Source organism: Pseudomonas sp. LB3P81, from assembly GCF_054897965.1.
On the sequence record NZ_JBUBVG010000001.1, the window covers coordinates 4,553,468 to 4,568,526 of the forward strand.

At 57.0% G+C, this 15,059-nt stretch carries 10 protein-coding genes and 1 pseudogene; 7 read left to right on the forward strand and 4 right to left on the reverse strand.

The features are described from left to right. Positions 1–639 precede the first annotated feature (639 nt). Positions 640–924, forward strand: coding sequence for a DUF3509 domain-containing protein (locus ACYZTL_RS21135; RefSeq protein ID WP_461953368.1), 285 nt, complete (start codon positions 640–642; stop codon positions 922–924). A 175-nt stretch (positions 925–1,099) separates the two neighbouring features. Here the strand turns inward: ACYZTL_RS21135 and ACYZTL_RS21140 are convergent, their stop codons facing one another. Then, complete coding sequence (locus ACYZTL_RS21140; protein ID WP_461954349.1) at positions 1,100–2,026, reverse strand: TIGR02285 family protein; 927 nt, start codon at positions 2,024–2,026, stop codon at positions 1,100–1,102. Continuing rightward, the gene (locus ACYZTL_RS21145; RefSeq protein WP_461953369.1) at positions 2,007–3,206 is read right to left on the reverse strand and encodes a CaiB/BaiF CoA transferase family protein; all 1,200 of its coding nucleotides are present in this window, start codon (positions 3,204–3,206) and stop codon (positions 2,007–2,009) included. The genes ACYZTL_RS21140 and ACYZTL_RS21145 overlap by 20 nt, the downstream gene beginning before the upstream one ends. 147 nt (positions 3,207–3,353) lie before the next feature. Here ACYZTL_RS21145 and ACYZTL_RS21150 point away from each other — a divergent pair, with 147 nt between their 5' ends. The 3 genes from ACYZTL_RS21150 to ACYZTL_RS21160 all read left to right on the forward strand — a co-directional run bounded on the left by ACYZTL_RS21150 (position 3,354) and on the right by ACYZTL_RS21160 (position 7,028). After that, positions 3,354–3,896 (forward strand): YaeQ family protein, encoded by a 543-nt coding sequence (locus ACYZTL_RS21150; RefSeq protein ID WP_007944886.1) that lies wholly within the window; start codon positions 3,354–3,356, stop codon positions 3,894–3,896. Positions 3,897–3,954: 58 nt separating this feature from the next. Further along, a complete protein-coding gene (gene recJ, locus ACYZTL_RS21155; RefSeq protein WP_461953370.1) occupies positions 3,955–5,664 on the forward strand; it encodes a single-stranded-DNA-specific exonuclease RecJ in 1,710 nt (569 codons plus the stop codon). Between the two features lie 257 nt (positions 5,665–5,921). Next, positions 5,922–7,028, forward strand: coding sequence for an NADH:flavin oxidoreductase/NADH oxidase (locus ACYZTL_RS21160; protein ID WP_461953371.1), 1,107 nt, complete (start codon positions 5,922–5,924; stop codon positions 7,026–7,028). 881 nt (positions 7,029–7,909) lie between these two features. On the opposite strand, the gene ACYZTL_RS21165 is transcribed toward ACYZTL_RS21160, so the two are convergent. Then, positions 7,910–9,034, reverse strand: a complete 1,125-nt coding sequence (locus ACYZTL_RS21165) for an OpgC family protein (protein ID WP_461953372.1) — start codon at positions 9,032–9,034, stop codon at positions 7,910–7,912. Positions 9,035–9,296: 262 nt separating this feature from the next. On the opposite strand from ACYZTL_RS21165, the gene ACYZTL_RS21170 reads away from it, so the two are divergent. Together ACYZTL_RS21170 and ACYZTL_RS21175 are read left to right on the forward strand one after the other, a co-directional pair. Beyond that, positions 9,297–10,238: a glycosyltransferase family 2 protein gene (locus ACYZTL_RS21170; protein WP_461953373.1), complete on the forward strand. Its 942-nt coding sequence runs from the start codon at positions 9,297–9,299 to the stop codon at positions 10,236–10,238. Between the two features lies 1 nt (position 10,239). Next, entirely contained in the window at positions 10,240–11,748 is a 1,509-nt protein-coding gene (locus ACYZTL_RS21175; protein WP_461953374.1) for a glucosyltransferase domain-containing protein, read from the forward strand. A 15-nt stretch (positions 11,749–11,763) separates the two neighbouring features. On the opposite strand, the pseudogene ACYZTL_RS21180 reads toward ACYZTL_RS21175, so the two are convergent. Continuing rightward, positions 11,764–12,651, reverse strand: a pseudogene (locus tag ACYZTL_RS21180) (glutamate synthase-related protein); the annotation flags it as partial. A gap of 543 nt (positions 12,652–13,194) precedes the next feature. On the opposite strand from ACYZTL_RS21180, the gene ACYZTL_RS21185 reads away from it, so the two are divergent. Beyond that, positions 13,195–15,054: a hypothetical protein gene (locus ACYZTL_RS21185; RefSeq protein WP_461953375.1), complete on the forward strand. Its 1,860-nt coding sequence runs from the start codon at positions 13,195–13,197 to the stop codon at positions 15,052–15,054. Positions 15,055–15,059: the final 5 nt, after the last annotated feature.

A 15,059-nucleotide genomic window follows, 5' to 3' on the forward strand; every position in this document is an offset into this window, starting at 1 on the left:
CACCGCTTTCGCGAGCAAGCCCGCTCCCACATTGGATATCTGTTGGGCATGGCATTGGTGTTTACCGTCCACCGCCGATGACATGACCGGACTAGACGTCAGGTCGGCTATCAGGCCGCCTCGCCTCGCCTTGGCTTTTGATTTGGCTTTTGAGGTATACGCCCCCTCGAGAGGCCGAGCGCAGGTTCTGCGTAGTGGGCAACCCGGCATGGATGCCGGGTTAGCCGCGCACGGCCATGGATGGCCGATCGCGGCGGGCCCACGGAGCAGGACCGGAGCGAGGGCATGCCGAGCACTAGCGAGGCACCGAACGAAAGGGGCAAAAGCGCTTGGTTACTTGGCGCTTTTCCAAGTGACTCGCCGTAAGGGCGAAACCAATAGCAGCCATTACCGAAGAAACGGATATTCACCCAATCCCAATCCCAATCCCAATCCCATCTCCAATCCCATCTCCAATCCAAATCCCCACCGCCGCATAAGCCCATACACAAACCTGTCATCTGCGCCATGCATGCTCTATCAACCAGAGACGCCAATGCGTCTGCAACTGGAATCCAGAACTTTCTTCTCGGGCCGGTGGTCACTTATTGTAGACACGCCCCAGGCACTTCATTTTCGGACTATTGAGTGGTGATCGAGATGGAAAGTATCAGTCTATTGCTCGGTGAGGCTCTGAGCCCGTACCAGGTGACGTTGACCCCGTCGGGCGCCCATGGCGAATGCCTGGTGACATTGAAGAGCGCGACTGGCGCGATCGTGGTCGAACGGGAGTTCAATCAGGCTCAGTTGACCAACAAACGTCTGCTCACGGATGTGGTCGACGGTTTGCACCGCGATCTGATGATTGCCGAAGGACGCCTGGAACCCTGCGTCATCGCGGCGTTGCGCAATGCTGCACAAGACAAGGTCCTGGGTCGGCGGTAATTGAATTTAGTTTTGTGGGAACCTTCCTTGGCCAAGGTCAGTCAGACCATGTAACAGCAGGATCAAGCATTGTGCTCCGGTGCTTGTAGTCGTGCTGTTACTGGCCTTTATGTAGGCCACGTTTAACCCCGAGTCGTCTCCCCACTTCTCGGGGTTTCTTTTTGCCCGCGATTTGTCATTGCCCGGCCTGATGCTCAAAAAACGCCTTGGTTTCCTTCAGGTAGTCGCTGCCGCGCGCCGGATCCAGCCAGTCTGCATACAACGAATCCAGGTGATCGCGGGACAGGTTGCGCAGCAGTTGGTTGATCTCGCTGGTCGCCTGCCGGCCCTGAGGCGTGTCCGAACAACCGATGTGCCCGGACAGGTACTTGCCGGTGCCCTTGATCGGATAAAACTCCAGCTGGTCGTCCGTGATGAGTTTTTGACTGGCCTGATAGCGGATCTCTGGCCAGTAACCCAAGACCACCTGCAATCGGCCCAGGCGCTGCATCTGCAGCAGACTGCCAAGGGCATCGGTGCCGTAATGAGGCGTCAGGGCGCCTTCCGGTGCCTGCCGCAGAAGGGCGTCGACCACTTCACCGTAACTGCGCTCGGCAACCACGCCGACTTTATTACTGCTGCTTTTCAGCAGCGCCGCCAGATCGACTTCTCCCTCAATCAGAAAAGGTTCCAGCACCGGTCGATCTCCCTGCCGGACGACGAGTCCATTGCTGACAGCGCGGAACGCTGGAACAGAAAATGAAATCCACTGTTCGCGCTCCTTGGTCTTGAGCAACGAGGGGTCGCATGTAAACGGTTCTTCGTGGAGCATTTGCAGGGCGCGTGCCCGGTTCACCCGCATCAGCGTGTGCTGGTATTGCGGCATACCGGCGATCAGCTGCGGCAACATTTGATCGATGATCCCCTGATCTTTTTTCGGCCCCTCGAAGATAATCGTGGGTGGTAGATCTCGCAGCAACCAGATCAGCGTTTCCTTCGGTTGCGCCCAGACTGGCGAAACCGGCCCTGCCAATAGCGCGCAAGCCGCCGCCACCCGCCAGACGCGGGAGTGGTGGAGTGATGTTGAAAGCAGGCGCTTCAGCTTAAATAGCTCCGTCTTCACGCAGCTTTGCGATCTGTTCCTTGTCATAGCCAAGATCGTTGAGTACCTGCGCATTATGTTCGCCCAACTGCGGCCCGACCCATTGCGAACTGCCGGGTGTCTCTGAGAGTTTCGGCACGATTCCCGGCATCTTGAAATCTTTACCGTCCGGCAGCTTCGCTTTGAGGAACATTTCCCGCGCCAGGTACTGCGGATCATTGAACATGTCTTCGGCACTGAAGATCCGGCTGGCGGGAACGTCGGCCTGATTCAACTGCTCGATGATGGCGTCGAGCGGCAGCGAATTGACCCAGCGATCAATCACCCCATAAATCTCGTCGCGACGGCTGTCACGCCCGTCGTTGCTGGCCAGCGTCGGGTCGTTGGCCAGGTCTTCGCGGCCGATGATCAGCATGAAACGTTTGAAAATCGCATCGCCGTTGGCGCCGATCTGCACATGTTTACCATCAGCGCTGGTGTGGATCGAGGAGGGCGTGATGCCCGGCATGATGTTGCCGGTGCGCTCGCGGATGAAGCCGAACACGTCGAACTCCGGGACCATGCTTTCCATCATGGCGAAGATCGCTTCGTACAGCGCCACATCCACCACTTGACCCTGACCGCCGTTGACTTCGCGATGACGCAAGGCCATCAGCGCGCCGATCACGCCCCAGAGCGCGGCAATCGAGTCGCCGATGGAAATCCCGGTGCGCACCGGTGGCCGATCCTCGAAACCGGTGATGTAGCGCAGGCCGCCCATGGATTCGCCGACGGCGCCAAAGCCCGGCTGATCCTTCATTGGCCCGGTCTGGCCGAACCCCGAGAGGCGCACCATCACCAGTTTCGGGTTCAGTGCGTGCAAGACTTCCCAGCCCAAGCCAAGCTTTTCCAGCACGCCGGGGCGAAAATTCTCGATCAGGATGTCCGCTTCACCGAGCAGCTTTTTCAGGATCGCCAGGCCGTCCGGGTGTTTCAGGTTCAGGGTCAGGGACTTCTTGTTGCGCGCCTGAACGAACCACCACAACGAAGTGCCTTCATACAACTTGCGCCATTTGCGCAACGGGTCGCCGCCGTCGGGGGATTCGATCTTGATCACTTCGGCACCGAATTCGCCGCAGATGCGCGAGGCAAACGGCCCGGCGATCAAGGTGCCCAATTCAATGACTTTAAGACCTGAGAGTGGCTTGGCGGTGAACGGCATGCTGGATCCTGTAGGACAAAGGCTTGGCTGATAGAGCGTTTTAGCACAGCCCGCAGTCAGTCGCTCAAGGTTGATGGTCGCGAATTCGTTGATTGCCTGCCGCATCGGTTAGACTTGCCGCCTTTCCACGTATCAAGAAGCCCGTTCATGGCCCAGCCGTCCACGACCTACAAGTTTGAACTGAACCTCACCGACCTCGACCGCAGCGTTTACGAGACGGTGAAGCAGACCATCGCCCGTCACCCTTCGGAAACCGAAGAGCGCATGACTGTGCGACTGCTGGCCTACGCCTTCTGGTACAACGAGCAGCTGTCGTTTGGCCGTGGTCTGTCAGACGTGGATGAACCCGCCCTGTGGGAAAAGAGCCTGGACGACCGTGTCCTGCACTGGATCGAAGTCGGTCAGCCAGACGCCGATCGCCTGACCTGGTGCTCGCGTCGTACCGAGCGCACCAGCCTGCTGGCCTATGGCAGCCTGCGCGTGTGGGAAACCAAAGTGATCCCGGCGATCAAGAACCTGAAAAACGTGCACATCGCTGCTGTGCCACAGGAAGTCCTGGAAACCTTGGCCAAAGACATGCCGCGCGTTATCAAGTGGGACGTGATGATCAGCGAAGGGACGATTTTCGTCACCGACGACCGTGGTCAGCACGAAGTCCAGTTGCAGTGGTTGAGCGGCGAACGCGGCTGATTTTTCACCGCGTCATTCGGTTTTATCCTACGTATTCAAGAGAAGCACCTGTCACCCCATGCGCATCGAACCTCGCCTGTTGCCCGACACCCTGCCATTCCTCGGTGATCTGCCGCCGCTGCTTACCCGCCTGTATGCGGCGCGGGGCGTGCAGTCCGAGGCTGAACTGGACAAGAGCCTGGCGCGGCTGATTCCGTTCCAGCAGCTAAAAGGCATTGATGCCGCGGTGGATTTGCTGGTGACGGCGCTGGAGCAGCGCCAGCGGATTCTGATCGTCGGCGACTTCGACGCTGACGGCGCGACGGCCAGTACCGTCGGCATGCTGGGCTTGCGCCTGTTGGGCGCGGCGCATGTCGACTATCTGGTGCCGAACCGTTTCGAGTATGGCTACGGCCTGACACCGGAAATCGTCGAAGTGGCGCTGACCCGTACGCCGCAGCTGCTGATCACCGTGGACAACGGCATCTCCAGCGTCGAAGGCGTGGCGGCGGCGAAAAAGGCGGGTCTTCAGGTGCTGGTCACCGACCACCACTTGCCCGGCGATGAACTGCCGTTGGCCGATGCCATCGTCAATCCCAATCAACCGGGTTGCGGGTTTCCGAGCAAGGCTTTGGCCGGTGTCGGGGTGATTTTCTACGTGCTGATGGCATTGCGCGCGCGTTTGCGCAGCCTCGGCTGGTATGAGAGCAAGCCGCAGCCGAACATCGGTGAGTTGCTGGATCTGGTGGCACTGGGCAGCGTCGCCGACGTGGTGCCGCTGGACGCCAACAACCGGATTCTCGTACATCAAGGCCTGGAGCGAATTCGCGCCGGACGCGCGCGGCCGGGGGTCAAGGCGATCCTCGAAGTCGCCAAGCGCGACCACACGCGCATTACCTCAACTGATCTGGGGTTCATTGTCGGCCCGCGTTTGAACGCGGCAGGGCGGCTGGATGACATGAGCCTGGGCATCGAATGCCTGCTCACCGACGATGCCGGACTCGCCCGGGAAATGGCCGTTCAGCTCGATGGCATGAACCAGGATCGCAAATCCATCGAGCAAGGCATGCAGCGCGAGGCGCTGGCCCAGCTCAAGGATTTGTCGGTTGAGTCGATGCCGTTTGGCCTGTGCCTGTTCGATCCCGAGTGGCACCAGGGTGTCATCGGCATCCTCGCCTCGCGTATGAAAGAGCGTTATTTCCGTCCGACGATTGCCTTTGCCGACGCGGGCGATGGCATGCTCAAGGGCTCGGGGCGTTCGGTCCAGGGGTTTCATATTCGCGACGCCTTGAGCGTGGTGGCGGCGCAGCATCCAAACCTGATCAGCAAGTACGGCGGCCACGCCATGGCGGCCGGATTGACCTTGCCGGAAGCGAACTTTCCGTTGTTCGCCGAAGCCTTTGACGCTGTAGTGCGCAGGCAATTGCGTGAGGAAGACCTGACCGGGCGTCTGCTGTCGGACGGGACGCTGGCGGTCGAGGAGTTTCACCTCGAACTGGCCCGTGCACTGCGTCATGCCGGGCCGTGGGGGCAGAACTTTCCGGAGCCGTTGTTTCACGGGGTGTTCCAGTTGGTCGAACAACGAGTGGTCGGCGAGCGGCACCTCAAAGTGGTGCTGAGAAGCGAATGTGGTTCGGTGAAGCTGGACGGCATCGCTTTTGGCATCGACCGCGATATCTGGCCGAACCCGACGATCAAATGGGTCGAATTGGCTTACAAGCTCGACCTTAACGAGTTTCGCGGGAATGAGACGGTCCAGCTGATGATTGCCCACATCGAACCGCGATAACGCCTAAAAGATCGCAGCCTTCGGCAGCTCTTACGGGGATCGACGTACCCTGTAGGAGCTGCCGAAGGCTGCGATCTTTTCTTGAACCCGCCGAGATCCCCCATTGTCGACTAGGCTCTAAGCACTGCTTGATAATCCTTGTGACGTCTTGTCGAATTTTTTGCCCGCGGGGGCGGGTGCTGCACCTTTATTTCCTGTCACTCGTCGACTTTTCAAACAGAACCCTGGAGCCTGCCCACTGATTCGAGAGGTGCCCCATGAGTCTGCTGCTTGAACCCTATACCCTTCGCCAATTGACCCTGCTCAACCGCATCGCGGTGTCCCCGATGTGCCAGTATTCCAGCGTCGATGGCCTGGCCAATGACTGGCATCTTGTCCACCTTGGCAGTCGTGCGGTTGGCGGGGCCGGTTTGATTTTTACTGAAGCCACGGCCGTCACTGCCGATGGACGCATCACCGCGGAAGACCTCGGTTTGTGGCATGACGAACAGATCGAACCCCTGCAACGCATCACGCGCTTCATCGCCGCCCAAGGGGCTGTCGCCGGCATTCAGTTGGCCCATGCCGGGCGCAAGGCCAGCACCCATCGGCCGTGGATTGGCAAGCACGGTAGCGTCAAACCGGAAGACGGCGGCTGGACACCCGTCGGTCCTTCACCGATTGCGTTCGACCCGCAGCACACACCACCGAAGCAGCTCGATGAGGGCCAGATCGCCGAGGTCATTCAAGCGTTCGTCGACTCGGCGAAACGTGCACTGACCGCCGGTTTCAAAGTTGTCGAAGTCCACGCTGCCCACGGTTATCTGTTGCACCAGTTTCTTTCGCCGTTGAGCAATCAGCGGCGCGATCAGTATGGTGGCTCGTTCGAAAACCGGATTCGGTTGGTGTTGCAAGTCACCGAAGCGGTGCGGGCGGTGTGGCCAGAGGAGTTGCCGGTGTTTGTGCGTGTGTCGGCTACCGATTGGGTGGAGGACGGCTGGAATCCGGATGAAACTGTTGAACTGGCGCGACGGCTCAAGGGTTTGGGCGTGGATCTGATTGATGTCTCTTCGGGCGGCACAGCGGCCAATGCCGAAATTCCTACCGGACCCGGTTATCAGACCCGTTTTGCCGAGCGTGTGCGCAAGGAGTCAGGCATGGCGACTGGCACGGTGGGCATGATTACCGAGCCGGCTCAAGCCGAGCACATTCTGCGCACCTGTCAGGCAGATATCATCTTTCTTGCCCGTGAGTTGCTGCGTGATCCGTACTGGCCGTTGCATGCAGATGATGACCTTGGAGGGAACAAAGCCATCTGGCCGGCGCAGTATCAGCGTGCGACGCATCGGGATCAGCCGATTCATGAGTCGGATTTGCGTGATTGAGTTTTTGGAGTTGGAGTTGGAGTACATATCCGTTGCTGCGGTCACGGCGGCTATTGGTTTCGCCCTTACGGCGAGTCACTTTCGAAAAGCGCGAAAGTAACCAAAGCGCTTTTGCCCCTTTCGTTCGGTGCCTCGCCTAGGCTCGGCATGCCCTCGCTCCGGTCCTGCTCCGTGGGCCCGCCGCGATCGGCCATCCCTGGCCGTGCGCGGCTAACCCGGCATCCATGCCGGGTTGCCCACTGCGCAGAACCTGCGCTCGGCCTCTCGAGGGGGCAAGAAGATCAAAAGCCAGATCAAGAACGCGCGAGGCGGTCTGATAGCCGACCTGATGTTTAGTCTGGCCAGGCATCGGTGGTGAGCGTTGAACACCAATGTCATGCCCAACAAAAATCCACTGTGGGAGCGGCGGTGCGACGATTCGACTTGCTCGCGAAGGCGGACTCACATTCAACATTGATGTCGACTGACACGGCCTCTTCGCGAGCAAGCCCGCTCCCACAGGTACTCATTTGCAAATTCAGATTATGTGAACGATCAAGTCAGCGAAGCGCGCCCGCTTGATGCCCAGGTCGGCCCAGAGGCCGCCTCGTTTTTGCTGTTGCGGTACACGCCCCCTCGAGAGGCCGAGTGCAGGTTCTGCGCAGTGGGCAACCCGGCATGGATGCCGGGTTAGCCGCGCACGGCCAAGGATGGCCGATCGCGGCGGGCCCACGGAGCAGGACCGGAGCGAGGGCATGCCGAGCCCCAGCGAGGCACCGAACGACAGGGGCAAAAGCCCTTGGTTACTTGGGGCTCTTCCAAGTGACTCGCCGTAAGGGCGAAACCAATAGCCGCCGTGACCGAAGAAACGGATATGTACCCCAACTGCAGGCTTTTGGGTTTCAGACAATCACAACCTGCTGCGGACGATTCAAGCGCTTGTTGAAATCCAGCCAAACCCCCAGCAACACCATCAACCCGGCCCCCACCAGCGCAGTAAATACCTGCATGGCAAACGCATCATCGGTCAACGCGTTGATCATGTCCGCCAAGGGCGCCAACAACACGCCGAGGCAGAAAATCTCCAGCGAGTAACGCCCCATGCGACAGCATTGCCGCGCCAGCCAGTTTTGCGTCCAGCCAGTGTCCGGCAACAGTTTCGCAGTGACGTACGCCAGCGCCAGAAAGTGCAGCAACCGCACCGGCGACAGGTCGGTCTTGCTGATCGGGTACACCAGGTTACTCAGCCAGCCCGGCATCATCGCATCATGAATTTCCGGCCATCGCCACGAGACCGTAATCACACCGGTGATAACCACATACACCAACGCACTGATAAACAATGGCTGACACCGCAGCGGACGAGTCTCGGGTAACCGTGGCCGCTGCCCGTGAGTCGCAGCGGCACCACCGAGTACAAACAACAGTTGCCAGACGACCGGGTTGAAGTACCACACGCCGTCTTTGATCGCCGCCAGGTTCCAGCCGAACCACGGCGCCAGCAGGTACACGGTCAACGACACCGCCACCACCGCCCAGGCCTTGCGCACCAGCATCGGCAACACCAGCGGTAAACCGGCCAGCAACACGATGTACAGCGGCAGCGGGTCCATGAGGTTCGGTTTGAAGCGCAGCAGCAGTTCATCCACCAAGGCTTGCTGAGGGTTGGTGATGAAATGGTGCATGCCCATTTCCTCCACCAGATCCCGGGTTTCCACGTGACTGTTGGCGAAGAACACGATGCCCATCAACATCGCCAGCAGGAAAATATGCACCACGTAGAGCACCCAGGCGCGGCGCAGGATCTTAACGCAGGCGATCAGATAACCATCGCGCTGAAGGATTTTGCCGTAAGCCAGGACCGCCGCATAACCGGCCAGAAACACGAAGATTTCGGCGGCATCGCTGAAACCGAAGTTACGCGGGGTGATTTGACCGAGGGGGTTGTGAGGCACGTGATCCCAAAAGATAAAGATCAGCGCCAGGCCTCGAAAAAAGTCGATTCGGTGATCGCGTTCAAACGTCATGACAGCAGGCTCGTGAACGGGTGTTGAATTAAGAAGTGAACGGAGGCGCCACAGGTTGCGCGCCGCACATCGGCGGCGCGCAGGGTGGCGTGATTCGTGGGTAATTGCAAAATCCCGATATTACTGAATGTCTCAAATGCCTACCTTGACCTAAGCTGGCTGTACGAATCTGCCCACCGGTCTGGCGGGGCAATGGCGCGCAAGAACGACGGCGGACGGCCTCTGTCGAGCAGTTACACGGCATTGTTCAGGAGCGTGAGATGTGAAGGTTTCGCTGATCGTTCCGGTGTTCAACGAAGAGCAGGCGATCGGCCTGTTTTACCAGGCGGTGCGCCGCGAGTTGAGGCTTGGCGGCAGCGAGGTCGAGATCGTGTTCATCAACGATGGCAGTACCGATGGCACGGCAGAGCAGGCCAAAGCGCTGGCGCAGGTCGATGATCTCGTGCTGCTGATCAACTTTTCGCGCAACTTCGGCAAGGAGCCGGCACTGTTCGCCGGCCTGGAATATGCGACCGGCGACGCGGTGATTCCCATGGATGTCGATCTGCAGGACCCGATCAGCGTCATTCCGCTGTTGATTGATGAATGGCAGAAAGGCGCGGATGTGGTGCTCGCCAAACGCCGCAATCGTGGCGCCGATGGTTACCTGAAACGCCACACGGCATCGCTGTTCTACCGTGTGCTGAATCGTATCTCGTACACCCGGATAGAGGAAAACGTTGGCGATTTCCGGTTGATGGATCGCAAGGTGGTCAACGTCATCCGCGCACTGCCCGAGCACCAGTTGTTCATGAAGGGCGTGCTGTCGTGGGCCGGGTTCAACACGGCGGTGGTCGAATACGAGCGTGCCGGGAGGGTGGCCGGTGCCAGCAAGTTCAATGGCTGGAAACTCTGGAACCTGGCCCTCGAAGGCGTGACGTCGTTCAGCACCGTTCCGTTGCGCTTGTGGACGTACATCGGCGGCGGCATTTCGATTTTCGCGGTGCTTTACGCGGTGTACATGGTCCTGGACAAGATTTTCTTCGGCAACAACGTCCCCGGTTACCCGTCGTTGATGACGGCCATTCTGTTTCTCGGCGGCGTGCAGTTGATCGGTATCGGCATTCTCGGCGAGTACGTCGGGCGGATCTACATCGAAGCCAAGCATCGGCCGCGCTATGTGGTGAGAGACATCGTCGGCGGTAAAGACCGGCTCGGGCTTTAGCATGGGCCGGTTTAGCGATTTCCTCGGTAAAGAACTCGGGCCACGCCAGGTCTGGCTGTTTTTTCTGCTCGCGACGTTGCTATATGTCGTGCCGCTGATTCTCGCGGACTACCCGTACATTGATGACAACTGGCGTTCGCTGTCGGCCGGCATGGCCTGGGCGGAACAGGGACGCTTGTTTACCCAGCTGTTCTACAACCTGCTGACGTTCAGTAACGCGGCGCCGAACATCTTTCCGTTGCCTCTCTTGATCGCCACGCTGGCGATGGCCTCGGCATTGACCCGGCTGACGTTTCACTACTATCCACAGCCGACGATTGCCTGTTGCCTGGTGCCGTTGCCACTTTGGTACAACCCGTTTTTTCTGCAGAACCTGTCCTATCAATATGACGGTCCCGCCATGGCTTTGAGCCTGGTGGCGGTGATTTATGCGATCACCTTTCGTCACCCTTCGCGCAGTCGACTATGGCTGGTGTCAGCGTTGCTGATTGCACTGGCGCTGGGGCTCTATCAGATCAGCCTGAATGTGTTTCTGGGCTTGTGTTGCCTGGAACTGCTCAGAGGCGTGAATGACCGATTGGCCTGGCCGCAGCTGTGCGGGTTGATCGGCTGGAAACTGGCGCAGGTCACTATGGGCTGGCTGATGTATTGCGTCAGTGCCGTGGCGTTCATGAGTCAGGATCGTGCGTTGTTGTTGAACTGGGCCGCCGCGCCGCTGCTGCAATTGCACGTCAACATCGGCAGGGTGCTGGAGAAAGTCGTGCTGCTGTTTCACGGCGGATTCGCCTGGGTGTTCGCCGCGCTGTTGCTGTGTGCCATGGCCGGCGCTGTCCAGGTAGGGCTGAAGGTGCTGGAGCGTCAGGACAACGGACCGAAGAAAGGCTTGATCGGCCTGCTGTGTTTGCTGAGCTTGCCGATCGTGACGCTGCTGGTGTCGGGCATCGCGCTGTTTTTCCGCGACTTCAACGAGGGCGCCCGGACCTTGATGGGTTTCGCCGTGCTGCTGGTGTTGTTGTTCTACTTGAGCCACCTGGCGCTGGCGCGGATCCATGAACGGCTGCCGCTGTTGCTGGTGGTGCCATTGCTGGCGATGCTGTCGTTGTCGTACGCCTACGGCCGGGTACTGACGGTGCAGAAAGCGTTCGCTTCCAGTGCACTCATGAGCCTTGAACACGACATCGCGACTCATCGGCAACTGCGCGAGGCCAAGCGGATTTACATGTCGGTGACGTATTCCGATCACTGGCTGCTGGGCGCCGCGGGTTCGTTCAAGCAGATGCCGGTGCTGCACTATCTGCTGAACATCGACTTTTTCATGCTGGCCGAAAACTTGCCGAAAGTGGGCATCACCAACGTCGTCGCGGAGAAGGAGCGCCGCAATGCGACGCGGGTGGGTTATCAGGGGTATCCGGCGCTGCTGGAGCGCCCGTTCTACCGGATTTACCTGCTGGGTGATTACGGTTTCATCGTCATGATAGAACCGGCCCCGATCAAGGCGCTTCGTTGGTGAACCGCCCGTTTGCCCTCAGGCTGCGACCGGCTCATCAGGCTCGAAGCTGTCCGCCCGCGCCATCTGCCACATGCGCGAGTAGAACTCGCCACTGACTTCACCGGTCAGCAACTCACCCGGTTTCAAGAACACATGCAGCTGCGAGAACAGCTTGATCTCGGTCGCCGACATGCGCCGCACCAGGTGCTTGGCGGACAACTGCGACGGATGATCGAGGCCGGCGGCGGCGAGCATTTCCGCCAGCGCCTTGAGGGTGTTGCGGTGGAAGTTGAACACGCGCTGGGCCTTGTCCGGAACGACGAGTGCGCGCTGGCGCAGGGTGTCCTGGGTGGCGACGCCGGTCGGGCATTTGTTGGTGTGGCACGACTGCGACTGGATGCAACCGATGGCGAACATGAAACCGCGCGCCGAGTTGGCCCAGTCGGCACCGATGGCCAACACGCTGGCAATGTCGAAGGCGCTGACGATCTTGCCGCTGGCGCCGAGTTTGATCTTGTCCCGCAGGTTCAGGCCCACCAGCGTGTTGTGCACGAACAGCAAACCTTCGCGCATCGGTACGCCGATGTGGTCGGTGAATTCCACAGGCGCCGCACCGGTGCCACCTTCCTTGCCATCGACGACGATGAAGTCCGGGAGGATGCCGGTTTCCAGCATGGCCTTGGCGATGCCCATGAATTCCCATGGGTGGCCGAGACAGAACTTGAAGCCCACCGGTTTACCGCCGGACAGTTCACGCAGTTGCTGGATGAAGTGCATCAGTTCGATCGGTGTGGAAAACGCACTGTGCCGCGACGGCGAGATGCAGTCTTCGCCCATCAGGATGCCACGGGTTTCGGCGATTTCCTTGGTGACTTTGTGCTTGGGCAGGATGCCGCCATGGCCGGGTTTGGCGCCTTGGGATAAAAAGTTAGAAGGCTGAAAGGTGTTGACCCAGAGATCGCTATGTCCAATCCATGAGGATTGTTTGGTGGTCACGCTGGATCAGTCATGAATACGTTCCCTGCCTAACGACCGTCCAACGCTTTGACTATGTCGAGTGTTGTGGCCCGCCCGTACTTTGATCTGCGCCTGAATAGTTGATTGGGGATATATAATATTCAATTAATTAGTGTTGAAGGTGTTGTAATTATTTTTATAAGTTGTTGATTGGGATAGGTATTTTTTGAGTTTGTGTGTCAGCGGAATAAACAGTGGCGTGGCCATTGAAATCGTGATTTAGTTGGCGCCAAGATGGATGGTAATTGGTAAATAGAAATTTCCTTTTATGAGGCTCTCGATGAAAAAATAGCTAAATCCCCGCCTTGATTATGCCAACTCCCGTGATAACAAGCTTTATGGCTTGTGTGTGAGTGTGGTTGCTAGAAACTAACGAAAAGTTTTTGAGTGCTCTGCTCAGGTAGTCGCCTGCTCGTAGGTTGCTACCTAGATTTTGTAGTGGATATTCTGATGGGTCGTAAACGCATTAAACCTGATGTCGAACAGGAGTTGCTGCTGGAGCAGTCACAGCAAAGATTTGACTTCAGAGACGAGGATGGTCTATTTCCATTTTCCAATGTATTCAGGTGGCGACCACAGAACGGTAAGGCGAAAGGAAAGGTCGTTTCGCTTACTCTAGATGCCCAAATGGCGACCGAAAAAGAATTATCAATAAAGGGAGAGAACAAATTTCGGTTTTTTTATTCTGAATTTAGAGAGCAATATCCGTGGGCAGTAAGAGCGCTTGCGCGTGGTCTTAAGACGATGTGTTTGAGTCGACGTATCTCACATCCGGAAGCATCCTATGGCAGATACAGTATTGGTGCATTTTTTCAGTATTGTAGGGATGAAAGTATAGCACTCGATAGTTTCGAGGATTTAAATTTTCAACTGCTTTGTCGTTGGCGAAATAGTTTGCGTTTCGTGGGGCAGGATAGCAGATACAAGTCTGTAGTGTTTAGGCGCTTTTGTAAAATTCTAGAATCGTTGATGGGTACTACGGAGTTTCCGGTAAAATTCGCAGTGCCAGTCTACAAGTCGGATGCTCCCGATCAGTTGCCTCCTTACAGCGATGCAGTGATGTATCAGTTGGTCGTAGCGGCAACTGCTGATATTGATAACATTATGAATCAAAATGCTGGTCATTACCCCGGTATCTTAAATGGGGTTTTAGATGAACCTAGTACGGTTGCTTGTTTAGGTGGTTCGACTGACTTCATATTATCGAGCGAGTTGGATAAAAAACAAATTCCGAGCCGCGAGACTCTATTTCCTTTTTTTCTGTTTTTTATCATATGCTCCGGTGCTAACAAGGAAACCGCTTGTACGTGGAAGAGAACGTATGAGGTCGGCGGTAAATTAGTCTCCCCTTTAGACTGGAAGGACCCCTTCGATCCGATGAAGTGCCGACTTCGAGGGATGAAGTTTCGCGGAAAAGGAAAACTTCTTTATGGAATCGAAGATTTTTGGGTGGAAATTTCGGATGAGGGGATTTACCCCGTACTAAAATTTTTGCTTTGGTATACAGAGCCATTGTCTGAGTTGGCTGATGATAAATTAAAGTACAATTTGTGGTTGTACAAAAGCCAGAATAAGAAAGGCGTTTATGATTACTATGAGCATGACGTTTTTTTTGAGGCGGCGAGAGCGTTTCTTTCAAAGAATGAAATCTGGGATATGCAATTCGGCAACGATGGGGAACTTCAAAAAAAACGAATTACTTCATTGGATAGTCGACGTTTTAGAAAGGTTTACACCGCTAAAGAGCTTTTGAAAGCTATTAAGGAGTGCCAAAATTCCCAAGAACTTGTGAGTCAGTTGCAGGGGGCATTACACCACGCAAGTTTTGATACAACTCTGGCCAGTTACATGTCGCTTGGTAAGTCAAAGGACATCATCGATTTAGGCATTTTTACCTTGCAAACTGAAATGGTTGCGGAAGCGAGAAAATTTCGGGGCGTTCGGGATGAACTTCATCAGTCAGAAGGGCGGCCTGGCATATACACCGCTTGTGCTGATCCTATCCATCCAGACTACGAGGGAGCATATGTCGAGGAAGGTACGGAATGTGGTGAATATGATATGTGCTTGGGGTGCACTCAAAGCAGGGTCTTCAAGGTGCACTTACCTAGGATTGCCATGCGTATTCTGCAATATGAGGACTTTCGCGAATCGATGCCACGCGATGCCTGGGAAGCGGAGTTTGGCAGAAAAATTGCCCGTGCTTATGACGTGCTGAATGGCTGGTCTGACCAGGACCAAGTCGAAGAAGCATGGCAGCGAGCGCGTGCTGGAAGCATCCATCTTCCTAAAATCATTGTACGGAGTTGATTTCA